Annotated in this window: 12 protein-coding genes and 2 pseudogenes; 10 read left to right on the top strand and 4 right to left on the bottom strand. The window is 69.9% G+C overall.

Going from position 1 to position 17,433, the window contains the following annotated elements; translation table 11 throughout:
* Nucleotides 1-118: 118 nt before the first annotated feature.
* The 3 genes from ACFV20_RS30410 (at nt 119) to ACFV20_RS30400 (ending at nt 2,624) form a co-directional block, all read left to right on the top strand.
* A complete protein-coding gene (locus ACFV20_RS30410; RefSeq protein ID WP_385662362.1) occupies nt 119-1,213 on the top strand; it encodes a DUF2332 domain-containing protein in 1,095 nt (364 codons plus the stop codon).
* A gap of 191 nt (nt 1,214-1,404) precedes the next feature.
* Complete coding sequence (locus ACFV20_RS30405; RefSeq protein WP_385662359.1) at nt 1,405-1,974, top strand: DUF6328 family protein; 570 nt, start codon at nt 1,405-1,407, stop codon at nt 1,972-1,974.
* Nucleotides 1,975-2,183: 209 nt separating this feature from the next.
* Nucleotides 2,184-2,624: a hypothetical protein gene (locus ACFV20_RS30400; RefSeq protein ID WP_385662356.1), complete on the top strand. Its 441-nt coding sequence runs from the start codon at nt 2,184-2,186 to the stop codon at nt 2,622-2,624.
* A 188-nt stretch (nt 2,625-2,812) separates the two neighbouring features.
* Here the strand turns inward: ACFV20_RS30400 and ACFV20_RS30395 are convergent, their stop codons facing one another.
* Complete coding sequence (locus ACFV20_RS30395; RefSeq protein WP_385662354.1) at nt 2,813-5,089, bottom strand: catalase; 2,277 nt, start codon at nt 5,087-5,089, stop codon at nt 2,813-2,815.
* A gap of 405 nt (nt 5,090-5,494) precedes the next feature.
* Between ACFV20_RS30395 and ACFV20_RS30390 the strand changes: the two are divergent.
* Nucleotides 5,495-6,681, top strand: a pseudogene (locus ACFV20_RS30390) (spermidine/putrescine ABC transporter substrate-binding protein).
* Nucleotides 6,682-6,762: 81 nt separating this feature from the next.
* Here the strand turns inward: ACFV20_RS30390 and ACFV20_RS30385 are convergent.
* Nucleotides 6,763-7,461, bottom strand: a complete 699-nt coding sequence (locus ACFV20_RS30385; RefSeq protein WP_385662352.1) for a hypothetical protein — start codon at nt 7,459-7,461, stop codon at nt 6,763-6,765.
* 218 nt (nt 7,462-7,679) lie between these two features.
* Between ACFV20_RS30385 and ACFV20_RS30380 the strand changes: the two genes are divergently transcribed.
* Together ACFV20_RS30380 and ACFV20_RS30375 are read left to right on the top strand one after the other, a co-directional pair.
* Entirely contained in the window at nt 7,680-9,605 is a 1,926-nt protein-coding gene (locus tag ACFV20_RS30380) for a sensor histidine kinase (RefSeq protein WP_385662349.1), read from the top strand.
* Nucleotides 9,602-10,270 (top strand): response regulator, encoded by a 669-nt coding sequence (locus ACFV20_RS30375; protein WP_385662345.1) that lies wholly within the window; start codon nt 9,602-9,604, stop codon nt 10,268-10,270. Before ACFV20_RS30380 ends, ACFV20_RS30375 begins: the two co-directional genes overlap by 4 nt.
* Nucleotides 10,271-10,495: 225 nt before the next feature.
* On the opposite strand, the gene ACFV20_RS30370 is transcribed toward ACFV20_RS30375, so the two are convergent.
* Nucleotides 10,496-11,923, bottom strand: coding sequence for a serine/threonine-protein kinase (locus ACFV20_RS30370; protein WP_385662342.1), 1,428 nt, complete (start codon nt 11,921-11,923; stop codon nt 10,496-10,498).
* 634 nt (nt 11,924-12,557) lie between these two features.
* On the opposite strand from ACFV20_RS30370, the gene ACFV20_RS30365 reads away from it, so the two are divergent.
* Nucleotides 12,558-14,369, top strand: a complete 1,812-nt coding sequence (locus ACFV20_RS30365; protein WP_385662339.1) for a S8 family serine peptidase — start codon at nt 12,558-12,560, stop codon at nt 14,367-14,369.
* Nucleotides 14,370-14,406: 37 nt separating this feature from the next.
* Complete coding sequence (locus ACFV20_RS30360) at nt 14,407-14,967, top strand: transposase (RefSeq protein ID WP_385662336.1); 561 nt, start codon at nt 14,407-14,409, stop codon at nt 14,965-14,967.
* A 511-nt stretch (nt 14,968-15,478) separates the two neighbouring features.
* On the opposite strand, the pseudogene ACFV20_RS30355 reads toward ACFV20_RS30360, so the two are convergent.
* Nucleotides 15,479-16,189, bottom strand: a pseudogene (locus ACFV20_RS30355) (IS5 family transposase).
* Between the two features lie 110 nt (nt 16,190-16,299).
* Here ACFV20_RS30355 and ACFV20_RS30350 point away from each other — a divergent pair.
* Nucleotides 16,300-16,791, top strand: coding sequence for a DUF2975 domain-containing protein (locus ACFV20_RS30350; RefSeq protein ID WP_385662334.1), 492 nt, complete (start codon nt 16,300-16,302; stop codon nt 16,789-16,791).
* 130 nt (nt 16,792-16,921) lie between these two features.
* Nucleotides 16,922-17,362, top strand: a complete 441-nt coding sequence (locus ACFV20_RS30345; protein ID WP_385662490.1) for an ATP-binding protein — start codon at nt 16,922-16,924, stop codon at nt 17,360-17,362.
* Nucleotides 17,363-17,433 lie beyond the last annotated feature (71 nt).

The following is a 17,433-nucleotide window of genomic DNA, read 5'->3' as shown; positions in this document are numbered from 1 at the left end:
CCTGAGCTGAGCGGAGGGCTCGGCCGGACGGTTGCTCGGGGCTGACGGGCCAGGGTGCGACAGCGCGATGGCATCGTCATGTGGGCGCAGCCGGTGCGTTCTCAGTAGGATCGTGCGGATGCCGAAGCCGACTGCAGGAAGTGCTGCATCCGCGGACGGGGGCCGCAGGCTCGCCCAGGTGTACCGGCGCTTCGGGCAGGTCGACGCGGCCGGGGCGTCGCCTCTGTACGAGCGTGTCGCTGTCGCTCTGAGTGAGTCCGGTGAGGTGCTGCGTGCCCTCGGGGCGGTGCCGGCGCGGAAGCGGCACCCCGCGATGGTCCTCGCCGCGTTGCACGACCTCGCTCTGGCCGGTCGTGCCCCCACGCTTGCCGGAGCCTATGCCGCCGCGGATCGTGACGCTGCCGCCGACGCGGCGATCGACACGCTGCTGCGCATGACCGACGATGTCGTGGCCATCGTCGTACGGCGCAGGATGCGACCTGACGAGAGCGGACGCCACACCGTGCTGTATCCGGCCGTCGCCGAGGCCGCACACCGGGTGGGGGCGGGTGCGGTCGGCTTGATCGATGTCGGTCGTTCTGCTGGGCTCAATCTCCATGTCGACCGGGTCGGCATCGCCTACAGCGACGGGCGATCGGTGGGCGACCCGTCGTCTCCCGTGCAGATGAAGGCCTCGATTGTGGGACACCGGACTGTTCCGTCGCGCGTGATGCCCCGGGTCGCGGCCCGGATCAGCGTCGACGCCGACCCGGTGGACGTCACCGACGCGGCCGACCGCCGGTGGCTGCGTGCCTGTGTGTGGCCGGATCAGCCGGCGCGGGCAGCGCACCTCGACGCGGAGCTGGCGTTGGCGGCGGAGGCTCCTCCTCTGCTGCTGCGTGGCACCCCCGTCGAGGTTCTGGCCGACGCCGTCGCCCGTGTCCCCGCCGACGCCTTGCCCGTCATCACGACGACGTGGGCCCTGTCCCACTTCCCTGCCGAGGGCCGTCGTCGCTTGGTCGAGCGCCTCGGGGAAGTGGCGGCCGACCGGCCGGTGGCGTGGGTGTCGGCAGAGGGGGTCGGGGTTGCGCCGACGATCCCGACACTTGGTGATCGCCCCGCTTCCGGCCACAGCATCATCGGCGTCGCCGTGTTCGACCGGTCGGCGCGGCATGTGGAGGCCGTCGGACGCTGCTGGTCGCGGGGGCGGCTGCTGTCGTGGCTGGTGGAGTGACGGGCTCGTTCCCGACTTGGGTGGTAGGCCCGCTCTGCCGACACCGGTTCGGCATGAAGCCGCTCAGCTCTTGAGCACGTCCTCCATGCGCCGCCTGCCGGCACGAGGCCGACGAGCGCCTCTTCCCCTCTCCACCCGCATGGATCCCTCCCCGGCGGGGCAAACGGTGTCTCTGGAATGGGGAGGATGACATGGCCGTGACCGAGCGATCCGTTGAGCCCGAAGGTGAGAACAGCACGTGCTGCCACCGGCACGACAGTCCGCATGCGAAGCCGGAGAAGGAAGCGGCCGAGACACCGCATGAGCGGGTCAACAGACGGTGGAACGAGATACTGCAGGAGACACGAGTCACCCAGACCGGTGTGCAGATTCTTTTCGGCTTTCTGCTCAGTGTCGCCTTCACGCCGCTTTTCAGGGAGCTGGAAGCCTTGGACCGCGGCATCTACGTCGCCACCGTGGTCCTCGGTGCGGCGGCCACCGGATCGCTCATAGCACCGGTCTCCATCCACCGTTTCCTGTCCGGTCAGCGCATGAAGGACGACGTGGTGGAGATCGCCGGCCGCCTGATGATGTGCGGCATGGTCCTCCTCGCCCTGACCATCGGCTGCACGCTCCTGCTGATCCTCCGCTTCGTGGTTCCCGGCGTGCTCGCCGAGATGCTGGTCGCCGGGGTGATGCTGTGGTTCGGCCTGTGCTGGTACGCGCTGCCGCTCTACCTTCGCCGCCGTGCCGACCGGCGCTCCCGCGCCCGCGAGGCGTGATCCGGTCAGCCATCAGCCGAGCTTCGTGGAGGGCCGTCCGCTGACGGGCGACGGACAGCCTCCCCTCTCCTCCGTGACACCGGTGACACCGGTGACAGAACAGTGACGGAGCGTCCCACAACCATCGGTGGGCGGCCCGGGTCTCATCCTGCGTGGACGGCGACGATCGCCGTTCCCACGCTGACGCAGACCACAACCGGGGGAACATCATGAAGTCGACCCGCCGCAAGGCAGTCACCGCCGCCGCTCTCACCGTCCTCGCCCTGGGCGGAACACTCGCCGCGACCGCACCCGCCTCGGCCGCCACGCCCACCCACTACAACGGCGCCTGTGGCGCCGGATACGACGTCATCAGGGCCACACCGATCCGCTCCTCGCAGTCCGCCGTGCCGGCGACCACGTTCGTGACCTACAACAGCGCCGCCGGCAAGGTCTGCGCGGTCACCGTGCGCACCGCCCCGGGCCTCCGCGTCTTCATGGAGGTCACCCTGGACACCTGGCCCTACAGCAGCGGCGAGGCCAAGGACTCCGGCACGTACGGCAGTTACGCGGGCCCGGTCTACAAGGACGTCCCCGACGACGGCCAGTGCCTGACCTGGAGCGGCTCGATCGACATCTACTACAACTCGGACAACGGCAACTGCACCTGACCGGACGACCTGCACCCCGCGAGCCCCGTCAACCGGCGAACCGCGTGGGCCGGTGCGCCGGTTGACGGGGGAGGCTTGCGGGTGCCGTCCCGGAGAGCCGTTCAGCCGCCGAACGGGGTCGCCGAGGTGAGGCACCCTCCGCGACGTGTCATCGTGCCGTCGATCCGTACGGCGCCGTCGGCGGACTGTCAGACGGTCGTCGTGAACCGATCCCACACGCGGTGTTCGGCCATCAGCTCCTGCATCTGCTCCAGCACGGCGGTGCCCTCCCGGCCGACCACCACGCCCGGGGCGTCCGCCGGGATGCCGAGGGCCTCCAGAGCGGTGTCGCCGCCCGACCAGGCGCCGATCGCCTTGCCGTGACGGAACGCCTCCGACAGCAGCAGGCTCACCCGCGGATCGACGGCACCGCGCGGGCCGGTGGGCAGGGCCTTGGCGTCGCGGGAACCGTAGGCGTCGCCGCCCGCCGAGGGTGTGCCGGCCAGCAGCAGCGCGTCGAACTCGATGGACCGCGCCGTCGCGAACGTCCGCTGAACGGTCACGGCGTCGTCCCCGGTACCGAGCTTGCCGCCGTTGGGCGCGATGACCAGCGGCACCATGCCCGCGCCGAGGACCGCCTCACGCACCGCGCGCACACCGTCCAGGTCCCCGCCAGGGCCGGTGACGATGCCGATGAGGCGGCCGTCGGTGGGCCAGGACTGACCGACCTGCGACAACGCGGGGCTCGGTTCGACCTCGGTCGGCGGGACGGTCGGCGCGGGCGCGGGCAGGCCGATGCCCTCGGCCACACCGGCGCACAACTCGGCGTCGATGTTGGCCAGCACCTGCAGCGCGCGCTCCTTGACGGCCTGCTCGTAGCACTTGCCCAACTCGAAGGTGTAGGCACCGATGATGTGCTCGCGCTCCACCGGGCTCATGCTGAGCCAGAACCGGCGCGGCTGGCTGAAGTGGTCGGAGAACGACTCGGGGGCTTCCCGGACCTTCGTCGCCTCCGGCACCCGTACCGGGGTCTCGATGTACGCACCGGTGTCCGCCCCGGCGAGGAACGGGCAGCCGCCGTCGAGGGAGTTGGGCCGGTACGGTGCGACGCCCCGGTGCACGGCGTCCTGGTGGTAGCCGTCCCGCAGCATGTCGTTGACCGGCGAGTGCGGCCGGTTGATGGGGATCTGCGCGAAGTTCGGACCGGCCAGGCGTGTGAGCTGGGTGTCCAGGTAGGAGAACAGCCGTCCGGCGAGCAGCGGGTCGTCGGTGATGTCGATGCCGGGCACGAGGTGACCGACGTGGAAGGCCACCTGCTCCGTTTCGGCGAAGTAGTTCGACGGGTTGCGGTTCAGGGTCAGCAGCCCGATCGGCTGCACGGGGGCCAGCTCCTCGGGAACGAGGTTGGTCGCGTCGAGCAGGTCGATGCCCTCGAAGGTCTGGTCCGGGGTGTCGGGGAAGGTCTGGATGCCCAGCTCCCACTCCGGGTACGCGCCCGCCTCGATGGCGTCGGCCAGGTCGCGGCGGTGGAAGTCGGGGTCGACACCGCCCGCGATCTGCGCTTCCTCCCACACCAGTGAGTGCACGCCGAGCTTGGGCTTCCAGTGGAACTTGACCAGCGTCGTGGTTCCGTCGGCGGCCACCAGACGGAACGTGTGGACGCCGAAGCCCTCCATCATGCGGTACGAACGCGGGATGCCCCGGTCGGACATGTTCCACAGGGTGTGGTGGGTGGCCTCGGTATGCAGGGTGACGAAGTCCCAGAAGGTGTCGTGCGCGCTCTGGGCCTGCGGGATCTCCCGGTCCGGGTGCGGCTTGCCGGCGTGGATGACGTCCGGGAACTTGATCGCGTCCTGGATGAAGAAGACCGGGATGTTGTTGCCGACGAGGTCGAAGACGCCCTCCTCGGTGTAGAACTTGGTCGCGAACCCGCGCGTGTCCCGCACCGTGTCGGCGGAGCCACGGGATCCCAGAACCGTGGAGAAGCGTACGAACACCGGCGTCTCCGCGCCCGGGGCCAGGAACGCCGCCTTCGATACGGCGGTCGCGGTGCCGTAGCTCTTGAAGACGCCGTGCGCCGCCGCGCCCCGGGCGTGCACGACCCGCTCCGGGATGCGCTCGTGGTCGAAGTGCATGACCTTCTCGCGCAGGTGGTGGTCCTGCAACAGCACCGGCCCGCGCGGGCCCGCCTTCAGCGAGTGGTCGGTGTCGTACAGCCGGGTGCCCTGGGCGTCCGTGAGGTAGGCGCCCGACTGGGCTACCCGTGCCTGGGCCGCGCCGGTCGCCTGCCCGGTGGGCGACATGGTGTCGGGCCCGCTCTGGTCCGGTTTCGGCGGCAGGGGCTCGCGCGGCTCCGTCGGTTCCGCGACGCTCGGGGACTGAGGGCCCGGTTTGCCGGGAATCCCCTCCTCCGGTCCCTCGCCCGCGCCCTGGATGGCTTCGGTGACCTTGTCCGCCGCCCGCTTGATGGGGTTGGGCTGGCTCATCGCTATCGTTCCTCTGCTTCAGCCGGCCATGGCCGGCACGGCCACGGGGATCGGATGTCCCGAGTTGCGGCGCCGGGTACCCGGCTGTGCCGGACGAATCCTTGGTCATGTTGCCGGGCACGGCTGCTGCCAAGCTCTCACGACGCGGAGCCCTGCGCCTCCGGTCGCTGGCAGGGGGGTGAAGGCGATGGCGTGTGGGGTGGGACCGGCGCGGGTGGCCGGACGGGGGCGAGTCCGTCGATCGACAAGGTGGCCGGTGGTCATGTGATGGACAAGGTGTCCGGCGGTCGTGTGATGGACAAGGTGGCCGGTGGTCATGTGATCGACAAGGTGTCCGGTGGTCGTGCCCGGCCTCTCGACGCGGTGTCAATTGTCCGGGCGTGGCTGACTCGGCATGCTGCCTCCATGCCCTTGAAGACGATCCCTCCGCTCTCCCGCCGTACGCTGCTGCGGGCGCTGGGCTCCGGCGCAGTGCTCGGCGGACTCGCCGGGTGCGGTGTACCGGCCGCGTATGTACGTCCGGGCGACCGAGCCGCCCCGGATCTGTCCTCCACCGACCGGTGGCTGAGGTGGGCGAACTGGCCGCTGTACATCGACACCGATGACGAGCGGCCTTCGCGGCGGCCCACCCTGGACGCCTTCGAGGAGCGCACGGGGATCTCGGTCGAGTACGTGGAGGAGATCAACGACAACGACGAGTTCTTCGGCAAGATCAGCCCGGCTCTGATGAACCATCAGTCCACCGGCCGCGATCTGATCGTCGTCAGCGACTGGATGTGCGCGCGGTTCGTGCGGCTCGGCTGGGTGCAGGAGATGGACCGGGCCCGGCAGCCGAACGTCACCCGGTACCTCGATCCGCAGTTGCGGTCGCCCGCGTTCGACCCGGGCCGCAGACGCACGGTGCCGTGGCAGTCCGGCATCACCGGCATCGCGTACAACCGGCGCCGGGTCGGACGGGAGATCCGGCAGGTGTCGGACTTGTGGGCGAGCGACCTGAAGGGCCGGGTCACGCTGCTGTCCGGTCTGGACGAGGCGTTCGCACTGCTGATGCAGGGCAACGGCGTCGACATCACCCGGTGGGCGGCCGACGACTTCCACACCGTCTGCGACCAGGTCGAGAAGCAGGTGCGGAGGGGGCAGATCCGGCGCTTCACGGGCAACGACTACATCAAGGATCTGTCCAGTGGTGACGTCCTGGCCTGCCAGGCGTACTCGGGGGACGTGATCCAGCTCCAGGCCGACGACCCGGACATCGAGTTCTCGTCCCGGAGGAGGGCGCCGAGCTGTGGGCGGAGTCGCTGATGATTCCCGACCTCGCCCGTCACAAGGCGAATGCGGAGCGGCTCGTCGACTACTACTACGATCCCGAAGTCGCCGCCGAGCTGGCCGCCTGGGTCAACTACGTCTGTCCGGTCCCCGCCGCCCAGGACGTCCTGGCCTCCGCGGGGGACGAGGAGAGCGCCGCCCTCGCCGAGAACCCGTTGATCTTCCCCGACAGGAAGATGCGCGGCCGGCTCGCCATCGCACGGGACATCGGCTCGGAGGAGCGAGTGGAGTTCGGCAGGCGGTGGAATCGGATCGCGGGGTTGTGAGGGCCGCAGCCTGAACGGATGACGAGGGTGTCGCAGTGCGCGGCCGAACCAGGACTCCGGTCACGCGCTGCGACTGCCTCCTCAGCGGACGATCGTGCTGCGCCCCCACGCAAGTCCGAGGAACGCGACGAACATCCAGGCCGGGCCGACGACGCCCTGGAAGCCCGGAAGGCCGGTAAGACCCGCGAACAGGGTGACCGCCAGCACGGGCAGGATGCTGAACCAGCCGATCCAGCGAGAGATCGTGCGCTCACGCAGCGCCATCCAGGCCACTGCCCCCGCCGCGACCACGACACCGAGCCAGCCGATGAACCCGCCGAAGTCGTTGAGCATGAAGTAGACGAAGAGTCCGTCCTCGCGGAAGGACTGCTCGTTCATACCGCCCGGCAGATAGATGGCCAGCGCACCCTTCCACCCGTAGCCGTACGTCAGTCCCGCAGCGGAGGCCGTCAGAGCCCCGCTGACCAGGTAGGCGGCGGTGCTCCCGGGGACCCGCGGTTCGACCTGGCGCCGCCACGCCGCCGCGAGCACGAGCAGCAGGACCACGGTCAGAAAGCCCGCGATCAGGCCGAGATGGGCCACGGAACGGTTCAGATCCGCCAGTATCGACGCATCGACCGGTTCCCGCCCGTCCGTGCCGGTGCGGACATCCGCCAGGAGTGTGGCGACTCCCCCGGACACGCCTGCCGCGACCCCGCACAAGGGCCACATCGCCCGTGCCTTTCCATCGCGGTCCTCTCGCCCCGTCTCCCCCTGACGCGCCGGGTCCATGGTCGCCATGTGCATCAACTCCCTGTGGCTGCCGTCCGTTTCCGATCCGAATGTCGTGGCTGACGTGTCCCGCCGCCCAGGGACCCGGGTCCTGCCCGACCGGGACGGTTTTCCCGGGATCGCATCCGGAAAGGTCCGCTTTACGGGAACATGTGGGGGTGAGTCGGGGGGATCGGGCATTACGTGGCACCGCGTACGGCATCGCTTGTCTGGGCACGGCAGGCTGCGTGGCGACGGTGCCGGTGCACCACTGGTTGGCGGAACGCATCGACGTGACGCCCCTGTACTGGTCCGACCTCGTGCTCGGCACGGTGTGGCCGCTGGTCGGCGCCGTCATCGCCGGGAGTCGCCCACGCAATCCCGTGTGCTGGCTCATGCTGCTGCCCGCGATGATCGGGCCCTACCATCTGCTGGCCTACTACGCCGGCTACAGCCGTCTCGTCGCGGCGCATCCCCTGCCCGGGTGGGAGGCGGGGGCCTGGATCGGCTGCTGGGGCTTCGTCGGCTACTGGTTCGCCACGCCCCTGGTACCCCTGCTCTTCCCGTACGGCCGCGTGCAGACAGTGCCCCGCCGGGTGTGCGCCTGGGCCGTCGTCGCGGTCGCCTCTCTCGGCACACTGGCCGCGATGCTGCGGCCCAGCGGCACCGACCCTGTGCCGGATGTCCGGAATCCTCTGGGAGTCACCGGCTGGGAGTGGCTGCACACGGTGATGTTCGTGTGCGCCGCGACCACCATGATCGGCGGTTCCTGCGCAGCTGCCGTGTTCCTCGTCCTGCGTACGCGTGCTGCCGGCGGTGTGGAACGGGCTCGTCTGCAATGGCTTTTGCTGGGCGGCCTGTTGATGGCGGTCTCTTTCCTCTCCTTCCTCCTGGACGACGCCGAGCAGCCGGCTCTGATCGGTGATCTCGTCATGCTGGTGGGATTGCTCGGCCCGCCCGCGAGCGTCGCGGTCGCCGTGCTGCGGCACAGGTTGTTCAACGTGGAGGTCGTCCTCGGCCGCGCCGTCGTCTTCATCGTCCTCAGCGCATTCGTCCTGGGGGTCTACGCGGCGGTCGTCGCCGGCGCGGGCCTGATCGCTCCCGGGTCACTGGCGGGGACGTGTCTGATGGCTTTCACCGCGCTGCTCGCGGCCAACGGGCGCGGCGTCGTGCAGGCAGCCGTGGACCGGACGCTGTTCGGGCATCGTCACGATCCGTACGCCGTGGTCGTACAGGTGGGACGCCGTGTCGCTCCGGCGGGGGAACCGGCGGAAGCCCTGCAGCACCTCGTCGACGCGCTGCGGCACGCACTCCGTCTGCCCTACGTCGCCTTCGACAGCCCGGCCGTGGCGGCGGCCTCCGGCAGGCCGGCCGCGGGCGCGGGCTGGCGGGTCTTCCCCTGCCGGGCCCTTGGCCGTGAACTCGGCGTGCTGCGTGTGGGGCGGCGCAGCGTCGACGAACCGTGGAGGGCGAAGGAGCAGGCCGCGGTGGAAGAGGTCGCGGACCGCGCGGGAACTCTCGCCTACGCCGCCGCTCTCGTCGAGGACATCGCTCGCAGCCGGGCACGCATCCTGGCGGTGCGCGAGGAGGAACGCCGACGGCTGCGCGCCGACCTGCACGACGGGCTCGGCCCCTCCTTGGCCGGCACCGCCCATCAGCTCGACACCCTCGCCCGGCGCATCGACGACCCCGAACTCGCCGGGTACGTCAGGACGCTTCGGGACAGGCTGCGTGCCACCGTCGCCGATCTGCGCACCGTGGTCCACGGGCTCCGGCCCGCAGTCCTCGACCAGCTGGGGCTCACCGGTGCGCTGCGGGAGCTGCTCGCCGGGTACGACACCCCGGTGTGCAGCTGCCGCGTCGACGGCGCCTGCGACAGTCTGCCGGCCGCTGTCGAGGTCGCGGCGTATGCCATCGCCGGGGAAGCCGTCGCCAATGCCGTCCGGCACAGCGCGGCCAGTCGTCTCGAACTGACCGCCCGTATGGAGGACACCGTTTTGATCTTGTCGATCCGCGACAACGGACGCGGCATTCCGCCTCGGCACCGGGCGGGTGTCGGGTTGCGCAGCATGCGGGAACGCGCGGCCGAGATCGGGGGCCGGCTGGAGGTGACGGCCGCGCCCGGCGGCGGCACTGTGGTGCGGGCGGGTCTCCCGGTGGGTGAGCAACGGTGAGCGGCGTCCCTGTCGCCGTCCTCGTCGTCGACGACCATCCGGTCTTCCGGGCCGGGATGGCCACCGTCCTGGCGGATCTCGCCGATGTCGCGGTTGTCGGTGAAGCGTGCGACGGGGCGGAAGCCATCGCTGCCGCCGGGCGGTTGCGGCCTGCGGTGGTCCTCATGGATCTGCGGATGCCACGGGTCAGCGGTCTGGAGGCGACCGCCCGCATCACGACGGCCCACCCGGACATCGCCGTCCTCATCCTGACCATGGACGAGGACGACGACTCGGTCTTCGCGGCCCTGCGCGTCGGTGCTCGGGGTTACCTGCTCAAGGAAGCAGACGGCACCGACGTCCACCGGGCCGTACTCGGTGTCGCCCGCGGTGAAGCGGTCTTCGGGCCCCGGATCGCCCAGCGCGTCCTGTCCCACTTCGCCGCGTCGCCCGCCGCGAGGTCGGTCGTGCCCTTTCCTCACCTCACCGACCGCGAACGCGAGACGCTCGACCTGATCTCCCGCGGCCTGGACAACGCGTCCATCGCCCGCCGCCTGCAGCTCTCCGAGAAGACGATCCGCAACCGGGTCAGCGACGTCCTGGCGAAACTCCACGCCAGGTCCCGCACGGAGGCGGCTGCGTTGGCCCGGGATGCGGGGCTGGGGGATCCTCGGCCCACCTCGTGAAGGCAGGTGAGGCGGTTGCCGGAGGCTCGGGCCCTTTTCAGCACGAGTAAAGCGTCAACAGGCGAGGGTAGGGCGCCGGGGGTGGCCGAGGGTTCGTGGCCGCGGTCGGCCCTAGGCGGTATCCGCTCATGAGCCGGTCAGGCGCGGAGCAGCGAGTACGAACCATCCCGTCCAGCAATGCCTGGATCCGGTCGGCGAACTCGCAACGGGTAGGTGGGGGTGTGGTCAGCGCCTCTTGGGAAGTGCCGCTGTCTTTCCCTTCTGCTTCTTGCGTGCGTGGCCTGCCGGCTGCTTGTGGGGCCGGGTCTTGGCTTTCGCGGCTGCCTGGGCTGCGGTCCGCTCGGAAGGGCCGTCCGTAGCGGGCTTGTTGCCGTCCTTCGAACCGTCGGAAGGGGGATGAACCGCCTTGGTGGGGCCGGAAGCACTCGACGGCTCGTCGGAGACGGAACCGCTGCGCGAGGGGCGCAACACCGTGGTGTTCTCGTGGTCGGCGGAGTTTGCGGCCGTGGAGGGTGCGGCCGCATCCGGGGCGGAGGGGGCCGCCTCGTCCTTCGCGTCCTTGGGGGAGAAACCGTCGGTGACCACCAGGCCGGAGGCCAGAACCGCGGCCAGTGCGGCCGCTGCTCCGCGCGTTCGGACCCGGACACGTGAGGAGGCGGATCGCCGTATCCCCTCACGGTGTCCTGGCGCGGCGACCGGACGGCCGGGCTCTTTCCCGGCGGGCGGCGCAGCCCGGTGCGTGTGGTCGGTGCGGGGCGTGACGGCTGTGCGGGGGACGACGCTGAGCGCGGGCCTGACGTCGGCGTCGGTGGAGCTTGCCGGGCTCGTTGCGGCCAGGCGCGTCAGGGCCTGGGCGCAGGCGTGTGCCGTGGGGCGGACCTGTTCCTCCAGGCTGGTCATGTCCCGTAGGAGCGTGGCCAAGGTGTCGGGCAGGGAGTCCGGGAGGGTGGGCGGGCGGTGCAGGCGCGCCAGGGCTGCCTCCAGGGGGCCGCCGTCGTACTCGAGCCGGCCGGTGAGGGTTTCGAGGAGGACCAGGCCGAGGGCGTAGATGTCGGCGGGCGTGCCGACCGGCCTCCCCAGCACCTGTTCCGGTGACAGGTAGGCGGCCGTGCCGGTCAGGGCGTCCGTGGAGGTGTGGGTGGTCGCGTCCAGAAGCCGGGAGATGCCGAAGTCCGTCAAGTGGGGGTGGTCGGCGGAGTCCAGGATGATGTTGGACGGTTTGACGTCCCGATGGACGATGCCTTCCTCATGGGCGTGGGCCAGCGCCTGCGCCAGTGCCGCGCCGAGTGCGGCGGCTTCCTCGCACGACAAGGGGCCTTCCGCGATGCGGGCTTTCAGGGTGCGACCGTCGATCAGCTGCATGACCAGGAAGGCCTCGCCGTCGTGGCGTCCGGCGTCGAAGGCGGTGACCAGTCCCGGGTGTTGGAGTCGGGCCAGGATCACGGCCTCACTGCGGAACGCCTCTTCGGTGTCGAAGCCGGTGCCGGCGCGGAAGAGCTTCACGGCGACCGGCCGTCGCAGCCGCAGGTCGAATCCGCGGTACACGTCGGCCGCACCACCGGAACCGATCAGCGCATCCAGACGGTAGCGGCCCGCCAGAATCCGGGCGCAGCCCCGAAGGGCCCGGATTCCCCGCACCTCGCGCAATCCCATCGATCTCCCCACTCCGCACACGCTCGCACCGCTCGGACGCCCGTCGTCGACGGGCCGCCGAACGCAGGTACCCGCTCAGCCGCCGCTTGCACAGGCAGCGGTGCGAATGGAGCGCCATGCCCGTGTGATCACCGGGACCAGCGCCGGACGTCCGTTGCCGTGGTGCGGTGGGGGTCGCCGAGGCCGCGGGGCGGTTCGTCCGGGAAGGGAAAGCCCCGACCGGACGGGGGGATCACGGTCGGGGCGGTCTTGAGGTGGGTGCGGATGGCGGTCGCCTCTCGGCGAAAGGCTCCACAGGGCTTCAGCCGAACGATCGTCCCTGTGGGCGGATGGTGAGGCCCGGGGACACTGTCCCATCCGCACCCACGTGTCGTTCAACGGACAACCAATCAACGGACAACCAATCGCGGTTGTTCCCCTCCTCGCTGGCACGCGTGGTGATCCGCACCACACCCCCACCCCTCCGGCCATGACGGGCGAATCCGGAGGCGGGTCACCTACTTGTGCGCTCGCGGCGATCAATGCCCCACAGACCCTTCCCTTGTCATGCACTCATCTGAAATCTTGCGTCGACCCATTTCAGCCCACGGTCCGGTCGGCGCCACCCACTGCCCCCGGACCTTCGGAGGACGCTGTGACAACCCCCCGCATAGCCCAGCACCGTCTCAGACGCTCGCTGCTGTCCCTCGCCGCCGCCGGAGCGGCTCTCGCGCTCGCCGGCCCCGCCGGTGCGGCCGACACGGACACCGGCCTTCCGCCGGGACCGGCCGCGGCTCGTTCCGTACCCCTCGCCGGGAGCGCCGCCGGATGGGCGGCCGGCACCCGCTCCTACCTCGTCGTCACCGCCCCCGGAGACACCACCGCCGTACGCAGCGCCGTGGCTGCCAACGGCGGTTCGGTGTTCGCGTACTACGACGCGATCGGCGTGGTGGTCGCTCACTCCTCGTCGGCCGGCTTCGCCACCGCGATGCGCTCCGTCACGGGCGTGCAGAAGGTGGGGGCCACCCGTACCTCGGACGTCCCCGCGGACGCCTACTCCCCCACCCTGCCGACCGCGCCTTCGCAGTCGTCCACGACCCTCACCGAGACCGCGCGGTGGGACATGACCAGGATCAACGCCGACAAGGCCTGGGCCGTCAGCACCGGTTCGGCGTCCGTCACCGTGGGTGTGCTCGACACCGGCGTGGACGACCGGCACCAGGACATCGCCCCCAACTTCGACGCCGCAGACTCCGTCTCCTGCGCCTACGGCAAGGCCGACACCCGGGCCGGTGCCTGGCGTGACGTCGGCAGCCACGGCACGCATGTGGCGGGCACCATCGCCGCCGCGAAGAACGGCAAGGGAGTGGTCGGTGTCGCGCCGGGGGTGAAGATCGCCTCCGTGCGCATCGCCGAACCGAGCACCAGCATGTTCTTCGCCGAGAACACCGTCTGCGGGTTCATGTGGGCCGGTGATCACGGCTTCGACGTCACCAACAACAGCTATTACACCGACCCGTGGATGTTCAACTGCCCCGACGACCCCGACCAGGCGGCCATCATCGAGGGTGTGCGCCGGGCGCAGGAGTACGCGGAGGGCAAGGGCTCCCTCCAGGTCGCGGCAGCCGGCAACTCCGACTACGACCTGGCGAACAAGCGCACCGACAACTCCAGCCCGAACGACTCCACCCCGGTCAACCGCACGATCACCAACGCCTGCGTCGACATCCCGACGGAGCTGCCCGGCGTCGTGACCGTCGCGGCGATGGGCAACGGGAACATCAAGGCGTCGTACTCCAACTTCGGCCGGGACGTCATCGACGTGGCGGCCCCGGGCGGCGACGGAGCCTACGGCGTCTACTCCACGCTGCCCGGCGGCAAGTACGGGAACGTGAACGGCACGTCGATGGCTTCGCCGCACGTGGCGGGCGTCGCAGCGCTGCTGAAGAGCGCGGATCCGGCCGCCACCCCCGCTGAACTCCGCGCGCGGCTGGGCACGCAGGCCACGGACATCGCCTGCCCGTCCGACAGCCGCTGCACCGGCACCACCGCGAAGAACGCCTTCTTCGGGGAGGGCCAGGTCGACGCGCTGAAGGCGATCGGCGGCACCCCGCCGCAGCCCGGGCGGTACTTCGAGAACACCGCCGACGTCACCGTCTCCGACAACGCCACGGTGGAGTCGCCGATCTCCGTGACCGGCGTGACGGGCAACGCCCCGGCCGCACTGAAGGTCGGCGTGGACGTCAAGCACACCTACCGCGGCGACCTGGTGCTGTCGCTCGTCGCGCCCGACGGATCGGTCTACCCCCTGGAGGACTTCGCCGACGGCGACAGTGCGGACGACGTGGTGAAGACGTACACGGTCGACGCCTCGTCCGAGACCGCGTCCGGGACGTGGAAGCTCCGCGTCCGCGACATCGCGACGCAGGACACCGGGCGGATCGACGCCTGGAACCTCACCTTCTAGGCCGTTTCGTTCAGATCATCTGATCGCTGGTCTGGTTGTGCCGTTGACTGACGCGCAGTGGGCGCGGATCGAGCCGTTACTTCCGGACCGGACGCCGAAGCGGGGTGGGCGGTGGCGGGATCACCGTGAGGTGATCGACGCGATCGCCTACCAGTTCCAGACCGGGACGCAGTGGATGCACCTCCCGGAGAAGTACGGCAAGGGGCGCGGTGTCTTCAACCGGCTGCGGATGTGGGCGGCGGACGGCACGTGGGAGCGCGTGTTCTCGGCGCTGACGGCCCAGGCCGACGAGGAGGCCGACCTGAACTGGGTGGTCTCGGTGGACTCCACCCTCGTCCGTGCTAGCAGGCTCCCTCACCAACGGGTCGCCCTACTGGTCGCAAAGAGACGCGAGGATGACCGCCGATGGCCAGTCCGGGAATTCCGCGAGATAAGCTCATCCTTTTGTCACGAACATGCGGTAGAAGAGATTCATCCCCCTTACCTCATCCTCTGGCCAAGGGCAATCTTTCAGATCGTGCCGGGATCCGACTCGTGGATCCGAAGAAGTGTCTTCGGGAGCATTCTTGTAGTCCTTGCTGTCGGCGAAGCAGTGTAGGCTTCCGTCCTTGTTCCTCTTTGTTGCGTAGCAGTGGCGAGTTCCAATCATGTCGTTCAGAACAAGATGTGGTGTTGTCGGCTGCGGACTTCCCTCGCCTTTGTAGACGGTGGTGCCCCAGGGACAGTCCCCGACCTCGTGCCAAGATCGGTCGTAGGGGTCCATTTGGCGAGGGCCAGACCACGGCACGTTCCTATATGAGATGCCCGTTTGCCGGTTGAACAGGAAACGGTCACGCTCTTCCGTTTCTGATGTGCCATGGACCTCCTCTGCGTAGTAGCAACCGCGAGTCCAGTGCTTGGTCAGGACCAGGTGAACGAGGCTCATATCTCGATGGTGCTTCTTCTTCATTTCGAGATCAAGAAACCACGCCCTTATCGGGCTGCGTCACCTCAGGACGCCCCTATCGTCCGAGAACCTCGGCTTAAGCCGGACCACCCCATCGCCATGGACATTGCCTACGAACCCCAAGCCCTTGGGCCTGGCAGGCCACTAGGCCGTTTCATTCGGATCAGCGGGCTGACCGGAGGAAGATAGCTGCGACGTGGAGGCCGGCCAGGTAGATGGCGGCGGTCTTCTCGTAGCGGGTGGCGATACCGCGCTACTGCTTGAGGCGGTTGATGCACCGCTCGACGGTGTTGCGCTGCTGGTAAGCCTCGCGGTCGAAGGCAGGTGGGCGCCCGCCCCGGCTGCCGCGCCTCAGCCGGTGGATGTTCTGGTCCGCCCTGATCGGGATGACCGCCCGGATGCCACGGCCGCGCAGGTGCCCGCGGATCACGCGGGACGAGTAGGCCTTGTCCGCCAGGACCCCGTCCGGCCGGGTGCGGGGCCTGCCCCGGCGGCGAGGGACGCGCAGGCGTGCCATGACCTCGGTGAAGGCAGGCGCGTCGTTGGCCTGTCCGCCGGTCAGGACGAAGGCCAGGGGGCGGTAGCGGCCGTCGGCCGCGAGGTGGATCTTGGTGGTCAGCCCTCCGCGGGACCGACCGATGGCGTGGTCGGCCGGCTCCCCTGCCGGGGCCCCTTTTCGCGGGCCCCGGCAGTTGCCGTACTTCTCCGGGAGGTGCATCCACTGCGTCCCGGTCTGGAACTTGTGGGCGATCGCGTCGATCACCTCACGGTGATCCCGCCACCGCCCACCCCGCTTCGGCGTCCGGTCCGGAAGTAACGGCTCGATCCGCGCCCACTGCGCGTGAGTCAACGGCACAACCAGACCAGCGATCAGATGATCTGAACGAAACGGCCTAGCAGCAGCCGTCGCCCTCACCTCACACACCTTGCGCCATCTATCGACATTCGATAGTTTCCCATCGTAAGTCGATTGAGGGATGAGACATGGGGAAGCTGACACTGTGCGCGTTGCGCGCCGTGCTCGTGGTGCTGCTCGTCGGCACCGTGCTCGTACAGGCGTCGATGGTGTGGGCGCTGGTCAGCGGGAACGATCCCGAGGACGGGTCACTCCCGCTGACCTCACTGCGCGTGATCACGATCCTGGGCCTGGCCTCGGCCCAGGCCGCACTGGTCTGCGTATGGCGCCTGGTGACGATGGTGCGGCGCAGGACGGTGTTCTCCCGCGCCGCCTTCCGGTACGTGGACGTCGTGATCGGCGCCATCGTGCTGGCGGCGCTGGTCTGGTTCGGGGTCACGATCCTCAACGCGCCGGGCCAGCGCGCCGACCCGGGCGTCACCCTCATCATGGGCGGGATCGGCCTGGCCGTCCTGGGGGTCGCGCTCATCGTGCTCGTCCTGCGCATGCTGCTCGCCCAGGCCGTCGCACGCGATGTCGAGGCCTCGCAGATGCAGGCCGAGCTGGACGAGGTGATCTGATGTCGATCACCGTCGGACCCCTTGGCATGACCTGAGACTTCGCGGGTAAGCGTGCTCCGTGTCGTACGAATACTCGAAGAACCCGGCGGACCTCACGGGCCCGGAAGTGGAAGGCAACGACCGCCATCCGGTGCCCACCGGCGTCGCCCCCGCCTCGGCGGCGTTCGACGACGACACCGGGATCGCCGAAGCCCGGGATCTGGCCCGGACGTTCCTCACCCGGGTGCAGTCCGAGCACGGACTGCCGGTGTCCGGCCGGGCCATGGGCATGGCGCAGCTCGTCGTCAGCGAGCTGGTCACCAACGCCCGCAAGTACGCTCCCGGGCCCTGCCTGCTGACCCTGGAGCTGGTGGGCGGGGCCGTGCGGATCAGCGTGTGGGACAGCGGCACCGAGCTGCCGACGATCCTCGCGCCCGATCCGGGGCGGATCGGGCAGCACGGCCTCGAGATCGTGGCCGCGGTCTGCGTCGGCTTCGCCATCCACCGTGAGCCAGTCGGGAAGCGCGTGACCGCCGACGTCATGCTCGCCGACGACCCCGGCGGGTCGGCGGCCGGCCGCCAGATGCTCTAGGACCGCCGCGAAACAGTCCGGGCCCGACCCACCGGGCCCGGCGCCCCCGCCCGCCCGGCGCCGCCGCGGGG

The sequence above is a fragment of the Streptomyces sp. NPDC059696 genome, assembly GCF_042733745.1.
Lineage (GTDB): Bacteria > Actinomycetota > Actinomycetes > Streptomycetales > Streptomycetaceae > Streptomyces.
This window is presented reverse-complemented; position numbering and strand designations above follow the sequence as displayed.

Excerpts from the sequence above, each read along its gene's own strand:
- ACFV20_RS30400 (WP_385662356.1), top strand. The coding sequence starts at position 2,184 with ATGAAGTCGACCCGCCGCAAGGCAGTCACCGCCGCCGCTCTCACCGTC.
- ACFV20_RS30395 (WP_385662354.1), bottom strand. The coding sequence starts at position 5,089 with ATGAGCCAGCCCAACCCCATCAAGCGGGCGGCGGACAAGGTCACCGAA.
- ACFV20_RS30370 (WP_385662342.1), bottom strand. The coding sequence starts at position 11,923 with ATGGGATTGCGCGAGGTGCGGGGAATCCGGGCCCTTCGGGGCTGCGCC.
- ACFV20_RS30405 (WP_385662359.1), top strand. The coding sequence starts at position 1,405 with ATGGCCGTGACCGAGCGATCCGTTGAGCCCGAAGGTGAGAACAGCACG.
- ACFV20_RS30385 (WP_385662352.1), bottom strand. The coding sequence starts at position 7,461 with ATGGCGACCATGGACCCGGCGCGTCAGGGGGAGACGGGGCGAGAGGAC.
- ACFV20_RS30410 (WP_385662362.1), top strand. The coding sequence starts at position 119 with ATGCCGAAGCCGACTGCAGGAAGTGCTGCATCCGCGGACGGGGGCCGC.
- ACFV20_RS30350 (WP_385662334.1), top strand. The coding sequence starts at position 16,300 with ATGGGGAAGCTGACACTGTGCGCGTTGCGCGCCGTGCTCGTGGTGCTG.